At 70.0% G+C, this 15607-nt stretch carries 15 protein-coding genes; 3 read left to right on the top strand and 12 right to left on the bottom strand.

Annotation, left to right across the window (positions count from 1 at the left end; all coding sequences use genetic code 11):
- Positions 1-88 precede the first annotated feature (88 nt).
- The 3 genes from VXC91_RS23020 to glxA all read left to right on the top strand — a co-directional run bounded on the left by VXC91_RS23020 (position 89) and on the right by glxA (position 4820).
- Entirely contained in the window at positions 89-604 is a 516-nt protein-coding gene (locus VXC91_RS23020) for a FadR/GntR family transcriptional regulator (RefSeq protein WP_329509211.1), read from the top strand.
- Positions 605-942: 338 nt separating this feature from the next.
- Positions 943-2886: a glycosyltransferase family 2 protein gene (locus tag VXC91_RS23015; protein ID WP_329509209.1), complete on the top strand. Its 1944-nt coding sequence runs from the start codon at positions 943-945 to the stop codon at positions 2884-2886.
- On the top strand, positions 2883-4820 hold the full coding sequence (glxA, locus tag VXC91_RS23010; RefSeq protein ID WP_329509208.1) for a radical copper oxidase GlxA: 1938 nt from the start codon (positions 2883-2885) through the stop codon (positions 4818-4820). The genes VXC91_RS23015 and glxA overlap by 4 nt, the downstream gene beginning before the upstream one ends.
- 63 nt (positions 4821-4883) lie before the next feature.
- Here the strand turns inward: glxA and VXC91_RS23005 are convergent, their stop codons facing one another.
- The 12 genes from VXC91_RS23005 to VXC91_RS22950 form a co-directional block, all read right to left on the bottom strand.
- Positions 4884-5903, bottom strand: coding sequence for a glycoside hydrolase family 6 protein (locus VXC91_RS23005; protein ID WP_329509207.1), 1020 nt, complete (start codon positions 5901-5903; stop codon positions 4884-4886).
- Between the two features lie 125 nt (positions 5904-6028).
- Positions 6029-6694 carry a class F sortase gene (locus VXC91_RS23000; protein ID WP_329509206.1) on the bottom strand — a complete coding sequence of 222 codons (666 nt, stop codon included), beginning with the start codon at positions 6692-6694 and terminating at the stop codon, positions 6029-6031.
- Positions 6695-6697: 3 nt separating this feature from the next.
- Positions 6698-7258, bottom strand: a complete 561-nt coding sequence (locus VXC91_RS22995) for a hypothetical protein (protein ID WP_329509205.1) — start codon at positions 7256-7258, stop codon at positions 6698-6700.
- A 130-nt stretch (positions 7259-7388) separates the two neighbouring features.
- Entirely contained in the window at positions 7389-8168 is a 780-nt protein-coding gene (locus tag VXC91_RS22990) for an HAD-IIA family hydrolase (protein ID WP_329509204.1), read from the bottom strand.
- A 48-nt stretch (positions 8169-8216) separates the two neighbouring features.
- On the bottom strand, positions 8217-9275 hold the full coding sequence (locus VXC91_RS22985) for a 2-aminoethylphosphonate ABC transporter substrate-binding protein (RefSeq protein WP_329509203.1): 1059 nt from the start codon (positions 9273-9275) through the stop codon (positions 8217-8219).
- Positions 9276-9324: 49 nt separating this feature from the next.
- A complete protein-coding gene (locus VXC91_RS22980; protein WP_329509202.1) occupies positions 9325-10122 on the bottom strand; it encodes an ABC transporter permease in 798 nt (265 codons plus the stop codon).
- Positions 10109-10927: a 2-aminoethylphosphonate ABC transporter permease subunit gene (locus VXC91_RS22975; RefSeq protein ID WP_329509201.1), complete on the bottom strand. Its 819-nt coding sequence runs from the start codon at positions 10925-10927 to the stop codon at positions 10109-10111. Before VXC91_RS22975 ends, VXC91_RS22980 begins: the two co-directional genes overlap by 14 nt.
- Complete coding sequence (locus VXC91_RS22970; protein WP_329509200.1) at positions 10920-11969, bottom strand: ABC transporter ATP-binding protein; 1050 nt, start codon at positions 11967-11969, stop codon at positions 10920-10922. The genes VXC91_RS22975 and VXC91_RS22970 overlap by 8 nt, the downstream gene beginning before the upstream one ends.
- Positions 11966-12658 (bottom strand): phosphonatase-like hydrolase, encoded by a 693-nt coding sequence (locus tag VXC91_RS22965; protein ID WP_329509199.1) that lies wholly within the window; start codon positions 12656-12658, stop codon positions 11966-11968. The genes VXC91_RS22970 and VXC91_RS22965 overlap by 4 nt, the downstream gene beginning before the upstream one ends.
- A gap of 8 nt (positions 12659-12666) precedes the next feature.
- Positions 12667-13788, bottom strand: coding sequence for a TIGR03364 family FAD-dependent oxidoreductase (locus tag VXC91_RS22960; protein WP_329509198.1), 1122 nt, complete (start codon positions 13786-13788; stop codon positions 12667-12669).
- A 140-nt stretch (positions 13789-13928) separates the two neighbouring features.
- The gene (locus tag VXC91_RS22955; RefSeq protein ID WP_329509197.1) at positions 13929-14684 is read right to left on the bottom strand and encodes a GntR family transcriptional regulator; all 756 of its coding nucleotides are present in this window, start codon (positions 14682-14684) and stop codon (positions 13929-13931) included.
- Between the two features lie 57 nt (positions 14685-14741).
- Positions 14742-15518 carry a hypothetical protein gene (locus VXC91_RS22950; protein ID WP_329509196.1) on the bottom strand — a complete coding sequence of 259 codons (777 nt, stop codon included), beginning with the start codon at positions 15516-15518 and terminating at the stop codon, positions 14742-14744.
- Positions 15519-15607 lie beyond the last annotated feature (89 nt).

The raw sequence follows: 15607 nt of genomic DNA, 5'->3' as shown, positions 1-15607 counted from the left end.
ACCGGGAAGGCCTCTCGCGAGAGCGAGGGGCCTCTTCGTGTTCGCCCGCACCCGGGGCCCGCACCGATTGGCCGGATGCCCTCTGGCCATGGCACGCGACCTGCAGGAGCGGATCAAGAAGCTCAGCATCGAGCGTCGGCTGCCCTCGGGTGCCGTGCTGCCGACCGAGCCCGAGCTGATGACACTGCTCGGCGCCGGCCGGAACTCCGTGCGCGAAGCCCTGAAAGCGCTCCAGGCGATGGGCATCGTCGAGATCCGGCACGGCTTCGGAACTCATGTCGGCCCGAGGTCACTCGCCCTCATGGTGGAGGGCCTCGCCGCCGCCCGGGGAGCCGGCCTCGCGGAGGCCGACCGGGCTTTTCACGCCACGCTCTACCGAGGGCTCGAAAACGTACTGCTGGGCGAAGCGCTGGAGGCGTTCTGGGACGCGTTCCACCGCGTCCGCACGGATCTGGCGGAGGTGCTCCGGGACCCGAAGGTCACCTGCCGGCAGCACCGGGAGATCGTCGACGCCGTACGGTCCGGTGATTCCGTGCGAGCGGAGGCGGCCATAAGGCACCACTTCCTCAACATCCGTACACGGGCGACCTCAACTGCCCCATAAGATTCCAACACGCGTCCCATTGAGTCGGTATGAGCGGTAAACACCGCGTTTCGCTCTTGCGATCATGCCGGAGGCCATAGAACCCTGGGCTCCAAGGGACTGCCGGTGCACGGCAGTTGGGGGGAAGGGCCGGTTGTGCCGCTCGGGGAGGCGGCCCCGGCCGTAGCGATGCCGAGGGGGCGTTCACGCAGCCGAAGGTCACGTTCCCGTGTCGACAAGCGTGCAGGTGACGCGGTGGCGCAGGACCAGTCACTGATCCGCCCGTCGTGGTCGAGGGGGACCGGACACGGGCGAAACAACCAAACAGACACGCAGCCGTGCGTGCGGGGGGATGACTCATGACGTCGACGCCGACGGGCGCCCGGCAGAACCTCGACCCGTCAGAAACGACCCGGTCGAGGCTGCCATCACATCGGACGGGCCACACCGGCGCCATCCATCGGATCCGGAAGACACTGCCCAGATACGACTACGAACACTACAGCCGGCTTGCGGGACCGCTCACACACCCGGACCCGTCCAAGCCGTACAAGGTCCACTACCGCTCACTGCTCTCCCAGGAGCCGCACCGTGTCCGCGCCGCCCTGATGCTGAGTGCGGCGCCCTTGCTGTCCTTGCTCCTGCTGGCCTGGCTGCTCCAGCCCAAGCACTGGACCGAACGCCAGCACCCAGCCTACGACTTCCTGCCCGCCCTCGACGTGGTGATGCTCGTCTCGATCGGTCTGATCGAGTTCTTCCGCTGCATGACCGTGCTGTCGAACGCGCACGCCACCCTGGTCGCCCGCGACCCGATCCCGGTGGTGCCCGCGACCGGCACGAGAGTTGCCTTCCTCACCACGTACGTCCCCGGCAAGGAACCTCTCTCGATGGTGACAAAGACCCTGGAGGCGGCCGTCCGGCTGCGCCACCGGGGGCTTCTGCACATCTGGCTCCTCGACGAGGGCGACGATCCCGAGGTGAAGGCGGTCTGTGAGCGCCTGGGCGTGCACCACTTCACCCGCAAGGGCGTCCTGAAGTGGAACCAGCCCAAGGGTCCCCACCGTGCGAAGACCAAGCACGGCAATTACAACGCCTGGCTGGAGGCGCACGGCGACGACTACGACTTCTTCGCCTCCGTCGACACCGACCATGTGCCGCTGCCCAACTACCTGGAGCGGATGCTGGGCTTCTTCCGCGACCCGGACGTGGGCTTCGTCATCGGCCCCCAGGTGTACGGCAACTACGACACCTTCGTCACCAAGGCAGCCGAGTCGCAGCAGTTCCTCTTCCACGCCCTAATCCAGCGGGCCGGCAACCGCTACGGCGCCCCGATGTTCGTCGGCACCTCCAACGCCGTACGGATCTCGGCACTCAAGCAGATCGGCGGCCTGTACGACTCGATCACCGAGGACATGGCGACCGGCTTCGAGATCCACCGCCGCAGGAACCCGGCCACCGGGAGGAAGTGGAGGTCGGTCTACACCCCCGACGTGCTCGCCGTGGGCGAGGGCCCCGGCGCCTGGACCGACTTCTTCACCCAGCAGCTGCGCTGGTCGCGGGGCACGTACGAGACGATACTCAAGCAGTACTGGAAGGGCTTCTTCTCGCTGCCTCCGGGCAAGCTCTTCAACTACACGATGATGATCGTCTTCTATCCGATGTCGGCTCTGAACTGGATCCTGGCGGCGTTGAGTTGTGCGCTGTTCCTGGGCCTGGGCGCCTCGGGTGTGAACATCGATCCGACCGTGTGGCTGATGCTGTACGGCAACGCGTCGGCGCTGCAGATCGGCCTCTACATCTGGAACCGCCGGCACAACGTCTCCCCACACGAGCCGGAGGGCTCCGGAGGCGTGGCCGGCATGGTGATGTCGGCGCTGTCGGCACCGGTCTACGCCCGCTCGCTGCTGGACGCCGTACTGCGCCGCAAGAGCCGGTTCGTGGTGACCCCCAAGGGTGATTCGACCAGTCCCGACACGCTCTTCGGGACCTTCCGGATCCACCTGTTCTTCATTCTGGTCTTCGGCGGCTCGATCGTGGCGGGCTTCCTCCTCGGCCACTCCCATCCCGCCATGCTCATCTGGGCCTCGATCGCCCTGCTGATCACGGCCTCGCCGGTCTTCGTGTGGCGCTGGACCCTGCGCCGGGAGAGGCGGAAGCGGGCGACCGCCGAGGAGCCACAGGACGTCGTGGTGACACCCCGGCAGTCCGCCCAGGCCCATGCGCCGGGGCCGCGGCCCTCATGGAGCGGCCACGCGGGTCATGACCAGACCATGCAGATCGCTCTTGGGGGACACAAGAAATGAATGACCCGGCCGGCCGCCGTCGTGTACGTCGTCTCGCGATCGGCACGGCGGTGGTCATCGCACTGGGCGCAATGAACGGACCGTGGCTGTACCGCTTCGGGACGGAGCGGTACCACGACTACACGATCAACAAACCCGAGTACAAAGCCAGGAACGGGTACTGGCAGATCGTCGAGTTCCCCCAGGAGTACCGGCAGGACACCATCCACGCGGTGCTGCTGCACACGGGGAAGGTGCTGCTGATCGCGGGCTCGGGCAACAACCAGGCCAACTTCGACAAGAAGCAGTTCGACAGCCGGATCTGGGACCCGGTCAAGGGCACGATCAAGAAGGTTCCGACGCCGAACGACCTGTTCTGCACGGGCCACACCCAGCTGGCGGACGGCCGGATCCTGATCGCGGGCGGCACCAAGCGCTACGAGAAGCTGAAGGGGGACGTCACCAAGGCCGGCGGACTGATGATCGTTCACAACGAGAATCCGGACAAGCCGATCACCCTGCCCGCGGGAACGAGGTTCACCGGCAAGGCGAACGGCAAGACCTTCGTGTCCAAGGACCCCGTCCTCGTGCCGCGGGCGAAGAAGGTATTCGACAAGAAGACCGGCAGGTTCCTGCGCAACGATCCGGGGCTCGGCCGCATCTACGTCGAAGCGCAGAAGCGCGGCGCCCGGTACGAGACCGGCACCCAGGACAACTACCGCGTCCAGGGCCTGACCGGCTCCGACGCGCGCAACACCTACGGCATCACGCAGAAGCTCGGCCTCGACAAGAAGGACTTCCAGGGCATCCGGGACGCTTATGAATTCGACCCGGTCGCCGAGAAGTACATCAAGGTCGACCCGATGAAAGAGGCTCGCTGGTATCCCACGCTCACCACCCTGAGCGACGGCAGGATCCTCAGCGTCTCCGGGCTCGACGACATCGGGCAGCTGGTCCCGGGCAAGAACGAGGTCTTCGACCCGAAGACCGAGAAGTGGGCGTACACCCCGAAGATCCGTCAGTTCCCGACGTACCCGGCGCTCTTCCTGATGGAGAACGGCAAGCTCTTCTACTCGGGTTCCAACGCGGGCTACGGTCCGGACGACGTGGGCCGCGACCCCGGCATCTGGGACGTGGACACCAACGGTTTCACCAAGCTGCCCGGGCTGAGCGACCCCGGGATGATGGAGACGTCCGGCACCGTGCTGCTGCCGCCGGCCCAGGACGAGACATACATGGTCATCGGCGGCGGCGGGGTGGGCGAGTCCAAGCTGTCCACCGAAAGGACACGGCTGATCGACCTCAAGGCGGCGAACCCCCGATTCGTGGACGGGCCGACCCTGGAGAAGGGCACCCGCTACCCGCAGTCCTCGATCCTGCCCGACGACACCGTGCTGGTGTCGGGCGGCTCGGAGGACTACCGGGGCCGCAGCGAGTCGAACATCCTCCAGGCTCGGATCTACCACCCGGACACGAACACGTTCCGGCGGGTGGCCGATCCCCTGGTGGGCCGCAACTACCACTCGGGCTCGATCCTGCTGCCCGACGGCCGGGTGATGTTCTTCGGCTCGGACTCGCTGTACGGCGACAAGGCCAACACCGAACCCGGTGTCTTCGAGCAGCGCATCGAGATCTACACGCCGCCGTATCTGTACCGTGACTCGCGGCCCTCCCTCTCGGGCGGGCCGCAGACCATCGCGCGCGGGGCGTCGGGCACGTTCACCTCGCAGCACACGGCGACGATCAAGAAGGTCCGGCTGATCAGGCCGAGCGCGTCCACACATGTCACGGACGTGGATCAGCGGTCGATCGCGCTGGGCTTCACGACGTCCGGGAACAAGATCACGGTGACCGTCCCGAAGAACCGCAACCTCGTCCAGTCGGGCTGGTACATGCTGTTCGTCGACGACGACCAGGGGACGCCGTCGACAGCGCAGTGGGTCAAGGTGCCGTAGCCGTCCCGCGCTCAGGGGCGCCCTTGGTCCGGCGGAGGGCGCCCCCGATCCCCGCCGGGGCGGCTACGCGCCGCCGTCGGTGAGGTCGAGCGCGTAGGACGGCCACCATTGCCCGGCCTTCGGGCCGCCCTTGCATGTGCCGTCCGACTCGCCCGGGCGCTTCACCCACAGGTACGCGTCCACCAGCGGGTCCGCCGTGTCGGTCGTCGGGGCCTCGCCCAGGGCCCGGCCCGGCGGGTTGCACCAGCGCTCCTGAGGATTCCCGCCCGTGTAGGGTCCGTTGCCGTTGCGGCTGGTGTCGATCACGAACCGCTTGCCGCCGATCTTCGCCGACAGTTGCTTGCCGTACACGATCGAGTCCTGTGTCGAGTAGAAGTTGGAGACGTTCACCGCGAAGCCGTCCGCCTGCTCGACACCCGCCTGCCGGAGGGGCTGGAAGATCTGGTCCGGGTGCTGCCAGCCCGCGTTGCCCGCGTCCAGGTACACCTTCGCGTTCTTCAGCGCCTTGAGCGTGGCGACCGCCCCCTTGAGCAGGTCGTACCGCTCCTCGTGGAACTGGACCGGGGTACAGCCGTCCACCATGTGCAGCACGGCGTCCGGCTCCAGGACCACCGTCACGCGCCGGTCACCGATCCCCCGGGCCACGCCGTCGATCCACACCCGGTACGCGTCGCCGTCGGCCGCGCCGCCCTGCGAGAACTGACCGCAGTCACGGTGCGGGATGTTGTAGAGGACCAGGAGCGCCGTCCGGTCCGCCTTCTCCGCGGCGTCGGTGAACCCTCGCGCCTCGGCCGTCGGGTTCTCCGGCCCTATCCACTCCCCTGTCGGCTGCTCGGCGATCCTCCTGATCCGGTCCGCCTCGGCCGTTCTGCCCGCCCTCTCGTACGCGGCGACCTGCCGGGCCGCGTTCCCTTCCGGGTTGACCCAGAACGGGTCCGAGGCCTTCGGCTGCTGGGTGATGGTCCCGCCCGAGCGCCCTTCCCGGTCCTCCCCGCTCCCGGCGGAGGAACACCCGGCCAGCAACAGGGCGGCCCCCACCGCCGCCGCCGCGGCCCGCGGCCCCCCACCCCTCGTCCCGTACATCCAACTCCCCCTTGGGTGTACCACTTTGGGCGTACCGCCTTACCCCCCAATCCTGACATACCCGTCGCGCCACGCCCACGAGATCGCCCAGCTGTTGTCGGAGAGCTGTGCCGGCACCGTCTCCGTCACCGGCCTGCGCCCGACAGATACGCCGACACCACCACGTTCGCCGAGTAGGTACGGCTCGCCCGGTCGTAACTCCCGCCACAGGTGATCAGTCGCAGCTCGGCCCGTCCCGGCTCCCGCGGCCCGTACGCCTGCCGGGCGTCGAAGCCGTCGCGGGCGAGGATCGTGACGTCCTCCACGGTGAACTCCGCGACCCGGCCGTCGTCACGGACCACCCGTACCGCCGCGCCCGGCCGCAGACCGCTGAGCCGATAGAAGACCGCCGGCTTGCTCTCGGTGTCCACATGCCCGACGAACAGCGCGGTCCCCGCGGCCCCGGGTGTCACTCCGGCCCGGTACCACCCGACCACGCCCGGCTGGTCGTAGGGTGGCGGATCCACCGCTCCCTGCCCGTCCAGGCCACGCGGCACGACAGGTGCCTGCACCCCTATGGCGGGGATGTCGACGCGCAGCGGCATTGCTTGCCGCAACGGCGCGGCGGCAGGCGGCAGTTCGTGCTCTGGGGGACGGCCGGCAGCTGCCATGTCGCCGGTCATCGGCGCGGAGATCCCCTGGCGCAGATCGGTGACGTCGCTGCCCCACTGCCACAGCCCGAGCAGCAGTACCACCCAGGCGAGGCCCATCAACAGTCGCCCGGTGCCACAGGATCGTTCGTGTCTGGACATGCATCACTCCGTGTCGCGACCCCGGCGGACGCTCCGGGCGACGACCGCGGCGAACGCGACGCCCGCGAGGAGGAGGCCGAAGACCGCGTGCCAGGTGCCGGGTGCCGCGACTCGGGCGTCGGAGGGGGAGGCGTTCGAGGTGCCGCCGCCGCCCGCCTGGACCGGCGCGGTGGGTGAGGAGGAGGCGGCCGGCGCGGCCGTGGCGGTGGGGGACGTCTGCGCGCTCGGGGAAGCCGAAGCGGCCGGCCCCGACGCGGACGCCGACGGTCCGGCCACGGTGACCACGCCCTTGACCTCCTGGCCGTCGCAGTCGACCGTGACGGCATGGGCGCCCGCGGCCGACGAGGAGCGGATGCGGGTGTCACCGGTCAGCGTGCCGCCCTCGCGGACGAGCCGCGCGTCCGCGACGAAGGCGTCGGACACCGCGGTGCCCGTCGTGCCCGGGCAGCCCCGCACGGACAGCCGGACGTCGGTGCCGGGCGAAGGGGCCGCAGGAGTCAGTGACACCCCCTGGTCGTCCGCCGCGTACGCCGTGGGCGCAAGGGCGGCTGCGACGGCGGCCACCGAACAGAGAGTGAGCCGTAGTGAACCCATCGTGAACCTCCCGATACCAGGAGACTCTCTCTTCCGGCACTCGGGCGCATCCGGACGGGACCCGGCACTACTCCGTTGGAGGGGTCGGAGACCGCGTCGGTCAGACGAGGTCGACCAGGTCCGCGATGGAGTCCACGACGTGGGAGGGGCGGAAGGGGTACTTGTCGATGTGCTCCCGCGTGGTCAGTCCGGTGAGCACCAGGAACGTCTGCATCCCGGCCTCCATACCGGCCAGTACGTCGGTGTCCATGCGGTCGCCGATCATCGCGCTGGTCTCGGAGTGCGCCCCGAGCGTGTTGAGCCCGGTCCGCATCATGAGCGGGTTCGGCTTGCCCGCGAAGTACGGCTCCTTGCCGCTTGCCTTGGTGATCAGCGCGGCGACCGCGCCGGTGGCGGGCAGCGGGCCCGCGGGCGCCGGGCCGGTCTCGTCGGGGTTGGTGCCGATGAACCGCGCGCCGTTCCTGATCAGCCGAACCGCCGTGGTCATGGCCTCGAAGGAGTAGGTGCGGGTCTCGCCGAGCACGACGTAGTCGGGATCGTGGTCGGTCAGGATGTAGCCGATGTCGTGGAGCGCCGTGGTCAGCCCTGCCTCCCCGATCACGTAGGCCGAGCCGCCGGGGCGCTGGTCGTCCAGGAACTGGGCGGTGGCCAGCGCCGAGGTCCAGATGTTCTCCACCGGCACCTCCAGACCCATGCGGCTCAGCCGGGCATGCAGATCACGCGCCGTGTAGATCGAGTTGTTGGTGAGGACGAGAAAGGGCCTGCCGGACTCACGCAGCTTTTTGAGGAACGCATCCGCCCCGGGGATCGGAACGCCCTCGTGGATGAGCACACCGTCCATGTCGGTGAGCCACGACTCGATGGGCTTGCGCTCTGCCATCTGCGATCTCCTGCCATACGTGGTGCTGCGTGAGTCCCAGCGTAGCGATCAGCTGTTCGTGGCGGATTTCCAGTCGTCGACGTAGGACTGAAGGTTCTTGTCGATGTCGGCCCAGTCCGGCTCGAAGACCTCGACGCCGTCCATCAGTTTGGTGAGGGCGATGGCGTTGGCGTCGGTGGCCTTGACGTCCGTGCGGGCGCTGAAACCGCCGCCGATCTCGCTGACCTGGCGCTGTGCCGTCTGGCCGAACATGTAGTCGAGGAGCTTCTTGCCGTTCTCGCTGTGCGGGGCCTTGTTCAGGAGACCCGCCGCGTACGGCAGGGCGAAGGTGGTCGCCCTGCCGCCCTGCGTGGCCGGGAACCAGATGCCGAGGTTCGGCATGGACTTGGACTGGGCGAAGTTCATCTGGACGTCGCCGTTGGCTACGAGCAGTTCACCCTTGTCGACCTTGGGCGCGAGCTTGCCCGTGGAGGCCGACGGGCCGACGTTGTTGGCCTGGAGCTTCTTCAGGTAGTCGAGCGCCGCCTGCTTGCCGCCGAAGTCGTGCATCGCCTTGACCAGCACGGCGGTTCCGTCGCCGGCGACACCCGGGGTGGAGTACTGGAGCTTCTCCTTGTACTTCCCGTCCAGCAGTTCCTCCCACGTGGTGGGCGCCTGCTTCAGCTCCTGCTTGTTGTAGACGAACCCGAAGTAGTTGTTGACGACGGAGGTCCAGGTGCCGTCCTCCGCCTTGTCGGCGCCGGAGACCTGGTCGGAACCCTGGGGCGCGTACTTCGCGAGGAGCCCCTTGCCACCGGCCTGCTGGATGAACGGCGGCAGCGTGACGAGCACGTCGGCCTGGGGGTTGGTCCGCTCGCGCAGGGCGCGCTGGACCACCTCGCCCGAGCCGCCCTCGACGTACTCGACCTTGATACCGGTCTGCTTCTCGAAGTCCTTGAAGACGCGGTCGTACCAGCCGTCGCCGTTCTCGCCCTTGAGGCCGTCCGCGCTGTAGACGGTGACGGTCTTGTCGCCAGCGGCGGCGGAGTCGCCGCAGGCGGTGAGGGATCCGGCGAGGACGAGGCTGCCGAGGACGGCGGCGATCGGCTTGGCGAAGTTCGTGAGCATGGCGAGATGAGCTCCTTGCGTGAAGGGGTGAGTCGGGTGATCAGGTCGGTCAGCGGTAGGAGGCCCGGGTGCGAATACGGGCCACGGTGAACAGGACGAGCAGGGTGGCCGTCATGAGGCCGACCGCGAGGGCGGAGCCCGTGAACAGCGAGCCCCGGTCGGTGGCGGCGTAGATCTGGACCGGCAGCGGGACCCAGTCGGGCGGGTAGAGCATCATCGTCGCGCTCAGCTCGCCCATGGACAGGGCGAAGCAGAGGCCCGCGGCGGCCGTGAGGGACGGCAGCAGCAGCGGCAGCCGTACCCGCCACAGCACGTATGCGGGCCGGGCGCCGAGAGAGGCCGCGGCCTGCTCGTAGGCGGGGTCGAGCCGGCGGACGGCCGCGGAGACGGACTGGTAGGCGAAGGCCGTGACCAGCACGGTGTGGGCCAGGATCACGATCCACCGGGTGCCGTTGAGCAGCACGGGCGGCTGCGAGAAGGCGACGAGGACCGCGAGCCCGACCACGACGGAGGGCACGGCGACGGGCAGCACGAACAGGGCGTCCAGCACCCGGCGCAGCGGCCTGGGCAGGGCGTGCGCGCCGAGCGCGCCCCAGGTGCCGACCGCGAGCGCGAGCAGACTCGCGGTCACCGCGGTGACCAGGCTGGTGATCAGCGCCTGGAGCGATTCGCCGCGGGTGGCGGCAGTGTAGTGGGCGGCGGTGAAACCGGAGGGGAGCGCGCCCGACCAGTGCCCGGCGAACGAGGCCGCGAGGATGACGAGCAGGGGCAGGGCGAACAGAGGGAGGAAGAGGAGGAGGAAGAGGCCCCAGAGGGTCCACTTCTCGGTGCGGCTATGCACCAGCACGGCGGCTCACCACCCGGTAAAGGCCGTACAGGCCCACGGAGACGAAGACGTTGACGACGGCGACCACACAGGCGCCCGGGTAGTCGGACTCCAGGATCGCCTTGCTGTAGACGAGCATCGGCAGGGTGGTGACACCCTTGGCGCCGGTGAACAGCACGATGCCGAACTCGTTCAGGCACAGCACCAGAACGAGGCCTCCGCCGGCGGCGAGGGCGGGCAGTGCCTCCGGCAGGATCACCCGCCTCACGATCCGCGCGGGCCGCGCGCCGAGCGATGCGGCGACCTCCACCTGCGCGGTGTCGAGCTGCGAGAACGCGGCCAGGAGGGGGCGCATCACGAAGGGCGTGAAGTAGGTGACCTCCGCGAGGAGGACACCCCAGGGAGTGGTGAGAAACCGGAAGGGGCCCGAGGTCGCGCCCGTCACCTCGGTCCACAGACCGTTGGCCATTCCCACGCTTCCGTAGAGGAAGAGGAGGGCGAGCGTGATGAGGAAGGAGGGGAAGGACAGAAAGACGTCGACGAACCGCGCGACGGCCTTCGCCCCGGGGAACGGTACGAAGCCGATGATCAGCGCCAGGAAGAACCCGAGGACCATACAGCAGGCGGTGGCCGCGAGCGCCAGCCAGACCGTGGTCCACAGGGCCTCGCGGAAGGCGACCGAACCGAGCACGTCGGCGTACGGCTCGAGGGAGGTGCCGCCGGTGTCGGGCCGGAAGGACTGCCGGACGACGAGGACGAGGGGATAGAGGAACGCGGCGGCGAGCAGGACCGCGGGAGGCAGCGCCCGCACAAGGCGCCTAGTCACCGGTCACCCCCGCGGCCAGCAGCACCGCGTCCTCGGGGGCGAAGTGCACCTCCACCGCCTCGCCGGGCGCCGGCGGGCGCCGCAGCTCGCGTACGTCGGCCATGACCCGGTGGCCGCCCACGTCCACGTACAGACGGTGCGTGGCCCCGCGCCACTGGATCTCGCCGACGACTCCGGCCAGCCGGTTGGGGCCGGGGCCGAGCCCGACGAGGTGCGGCCTGACGCACAGGGTCGCCGTGGCCCCTTTCGCCGCCCCTTGAGTGTCCACCTGCAGTTCGACCCCGTCGAAGGCGACACCCGTCGACCCCACGGTCACCGGCAGCAGGTTGGCGTTGCCCACGAAGGACGCCGTGAACTCGGTGCGCGGCGCCCGGTACAGCTCGCGTGGTGTCCCGACGTCCTGCAACCGCGCCCGGTCCATCACCGCGATACGGTCGGCCAGCGTCAGCGCCTCGACCTGGTCGTGCGTGACGTACAGGATCGTCACGTCCGGCAACTCCCGGTGCAGGCGTGCGAGTTCGGCCAGCATCCCGGAGCGCAGCCGGGCGTCGAGAGCGGACAGCGGCTCGTCGAGAAGGAGCACTCCGGGGCGTACGGCGAGCGCCCGGGCGATGGCGACCCGCTGCTGCTGCCCGCCGGACAGCTCGCGCGGATAGCGCCGCCCGAACTCGCCCATCCCGGTCATCTCCAACGCCTCGGCGACCCGTCCGGGGATCTCCCGCCGGGGCACCTTCTGCGCCCTGAGGCCGAACGCCACGTTGTCCGCGACCCGCATGTGCGGAAAGAGCGCGTACTGCTGGACGACCATCCCGATGCCGCGCCGATGGGGCGGCAGCCCGGTGACGTCCCGGCCGCCGAGGAACACCCGCCCGGGAGCCGGGCGCACGAACCCGGCGACGGCCCGCAGCGCGGTCGTCTTCCCGGATCCGGACGGGCCGAGCAGCGCCATCACCTCGCCCGGTTCGACGGTGAGGTCGAGCGCGTCGAGGACGGTGGTCCCGTCGTACGCGACCGACACCCGGTCGAAGCGAATGCCGGTCATTCCTCCTCGGCTCCCCTCAGAAGGGAGGGGAGGCCGGTCACGGAGGCGAGCACATGGGTGGCCCCGGCGGCCGCCAGCGCCGCGCGGTCGTGGGCACCGGTGAGCACTCCGGCCACCAGGCCCGCCCCGGCCCGGACACCGCTGAGCATGTCGTACGAGGTGTCACCGACGACCGCGATCTGCCGCACGTCATCGGCCGCCCCGGTGCGCAGGAAGGCCTCCAGGACCATGTCGGGGTACGGCCGGCCGCGGCCTTTGGCGTCGGCCGGGCACAGGGTGAGCGGGACCAGCCCCCGCCACCCGAGGGCGTCGAGGATCGCGTCCTGGGTGGGGCGGGCGAATCCGGTCGTGAGCACGACGGTCCGTCCCTCCGCCACCAGTTCCTCGACGGCGGCGCGGGCCCCGGGGATCTCGTGGATGTGGCCGCCGTCGACCAGTTCGCCGTACGCCTTCTCGAAGGCGGAGTTGGCGCGCCGGGCGAGGCTCTCCTCGCCGAACAGGTGCCGGAAGACGGAGATCTTGGACTCGCCCATGGTGGCCCGGACGTATGCCAGCTGCTCCGCGTGGTCGGCGGAGCCCGGCTCCACGCCCAGCTCGGCGGCTGCAGCGGCGAACGCCCGCTCGACGAGTCCACCGTCGGCGACGGTGGTGCCGGCCATGTCCAGGGCGACAAGACGTATGTCGGTCATGTGGTGGTTCACCAACCCAGTTCGTTCGCGGTGGTCTCGGCGATCGCGGGTGCGCAGGTCATGCCGCGCCCGCCGGGCCCGGTGACCAGCCACACCCTCTCGCGCACCTGTTGCCGGTGCACGACCCGGCCGGGCTCGGTGCACTGGGCGTACACCCCCGCCCAGCGCCGCCGGATCTTCGGCAGCGGCCGGCCGAGGAAGCCCTCGACGACCCCGGACAGGTGCTCGTAGGGGTCCTCGAGCGTGTCGAAGGCGAACGGGTGCTCGTACTCGTGGGTGTCGCCGACGGTCAGCCCGCCGTCCGCGCGCTGCACCATCAGCAACTGCATGCGGTGGGCGGCCGCGGTCGGGGACTGGGGCTGCCCGGCCTCGAGGCGGTCGAGGGCCGCGCCGCCGTAGGCGGGGTAGTAGCGGAAGCTGTCGGCGTCGGCGACCGAGGTGGGCAGCGGTTCGCCGAGCGGGTCGGTCTGCATCATCTGCAGCCGTACCCGGCGCACGGGCAGCTCGGGTGCCAGCTCCTTCACCAGTCCGCCGAGCCAGGCGCCCGTGCACAGCACGAGCGCATCCGCGCGGTGGACGTCGCCGTGGTCGTCACGGACCGTGCCGGGGCCGGTGACCTCGCGGACCTCGCGGCCGGGCAGGAAGGTGTAGTTCGGGTGCCGCAGCAGCTCCGCGCGCAGCGCGAGCTGGGCGGTGCGCGGCTCGACGGCCGCGTCCCGCTCGCAGTACAGCGCGGCCTCGTACGTCCCGCGCAGAGCGGGGTTCAGCACGCGCGCCTCGGCCGGGGTGAGCAGCTTGTAGCCGCGCGCGGCCGCGTCCGGGAGGGACAGTGCGGCCTCGGCGACGGAGCGTTCGAGTTCGGTGCGCACGAGCGTCAGCGAGCCGTTGGGGCGGAAGCCGAGCGCGGGCACCCTGGCACCGAGCCCCTCCCACAGCTCCCGGGCGCGAAGGGCCGTTTCCAGCTCTTCACCGGCCGCGCGGCCGCTCACCCAGATCTGCCCGAAATTGCGCAGCGAGGCGCCCCGGGCCTCGGTCTCCCGCTCGATCTGTACGACCTCGTGGCCGCGTTCCACTGCTTGCCAGGCGTGCAGGGTACCCACCACACCGGCTCCGACGACTGTCACTCTCACAACGGCCACGCTCCTCGGGTTCGGGAAATCGGAAGGATCCGTTCGGCATCCAGATGGTGAACCGCCTTTCAAGTTTGGGCTAGACCTGTTATCGCTGCGTTATAAAAAGAGCGGGTCCGAGGACCCGCCCGGTGCGCCTCTCAGCCGCTCAGATGGGCCGTGAAGGAGAACCGGTCCCCCCGGTACAGCGTCCTGACCCGCTCCAGCGGCCGCCCCAGCGTGTCGCGCGAGACGCGGTGGATCAGCAGCATCGGCAGGGCCGGCGGCGTCCCGATGAGCAGGGCCTCGCGCGGGGCGGCCAGCACCGTCTCGATGCGTTCGTCGGCGTCGCCGAAGACGATGCCCTGGTCGTGGAGGTAGCTGTAGAAGGAGGAGTCGGGGTCGAAGTCGGTGTCCAGCCTCGGCACCCGCGCCACCGCCACGTAGGTGCTCTCCAGCCCGACACGCTCGTCGTCGGCGAGCAGCACACGCTCCATGTGCCAGACCGGTTCGCCACGGGTGAGGCCGGTCTCGGCCGCGAGAATGTCGTTGCAGGGGAAGCGGTCGAGGGTGATGAGACCACGGCCGGGGGTGCGCCCCTGTCTGCGGACGCCCTCGGTGTAGCTCGCCAGGGACAGCGGCTGCGCCAGCTTGGGCCCGGCGACCACCGTCCCCCGCCCCTGCCGCCGCAGCTTCCCTTCGAGGAGCAGATCGCGCAGCGCCTGCCGTACGGTCTCACGCGCCACGTCGTACCGCTCGGCCAGATCGCGCTCGGTGGGCAGTGGTCCGCCCTCGCCCAGCTCCGCGACGAGCGCAGCGATCCGTGCCTTCACCGCGTAGTACTTCGGGATGCGGCCGTGCTCGGGGATGCCGGAGCGGATGGGGGCGCCGGGGTCCTGGTCGTTCGGGTAGTCCACGGGATGATCGTCGCAGACGGGCATCCCCCCTCCGGGAGGGCGTCACGTCGGACCGGCTCAGCGGCGCCTGCGGTACAGCAGCACGGGAAGCCCCGCCACCAGGACCGCACCCACCATGACCAGCAGCCCCGTGGACATCCCGTCCAGTGCGTGCGTCTCCCGGGGCCCGGCATCGGCCAGCGTGTCCCCGGCCGGGCTCCGCCGCGCGGCGGGAGGCTGCGTCCCCTCTTCCGCCTCCGTCCGCGCGTCGGTGCTGTTGCCCGCCCCCGCGATCCGGAACCGGTAGTCGTTCGACTCTCCGACCCAGTCCCCGTCGTTCCCGTGCCGCTGCACGATCGCGGCGTTGACCACCACGTCGTTCGGCCGGGTGTCGGAGGTCAGCGCGAGCCGCACCTTCACGGTGAGCGTCCGTCCCGGGTCGACCGTGAAGCCGGGGAGGCCGTCGCCGAAGACGCCGACCAGTTCCGCCCGGTCGGTGCGTGTGAAGGCGACCGGCTGCGGACGGTCGCCGTCGAAGAACTCCAGCCTGGGCTGGGTGACCGTCAGCACCCGTGCGGCATCGACGAGGACGACCACCGGGTGGATGCTGCCGCAGGGGCGCGCGGTCGTGTTCTTCAGGTCGATGAACCAGGTCTGAGCGGCGCCACCGGGCTCGTATGTGCCGGGGCCGCCGTGGATGCGGGTGGTGAGAGGGAAGGCGGTGCCGGTGGGGGCGGCGCAGCCGGTCTGCCGATCCACCGTCAGGGTGGTGGCGGAGGCCTGCGGGAGGAGGACGGTGGCGGCGAGGGCGCACGGTACCGCCGGGGCAAGCCGAGGTCGTCGAGACAGTCGCATGACACCCATGAACCGGCCATGGACGGCGGCCTCCGGAGCACGCCACGCCCTGCGGGCCAGGGTCCAACGCCCAAGTCCCCTCGATCAGC

The organism is Streptomyces chiangmaiensis, from assembly GCF_036281785.1.
GTDB lineage: Bacteria > Actinomycetota > Actinomycetes > Streptomycetales > Streptomycetaceae > Streptomyces > Streptomyces chiangmaiensis.
This window is presented reverse-complemented; position numbering and strand designations above follow the sequence as displayed.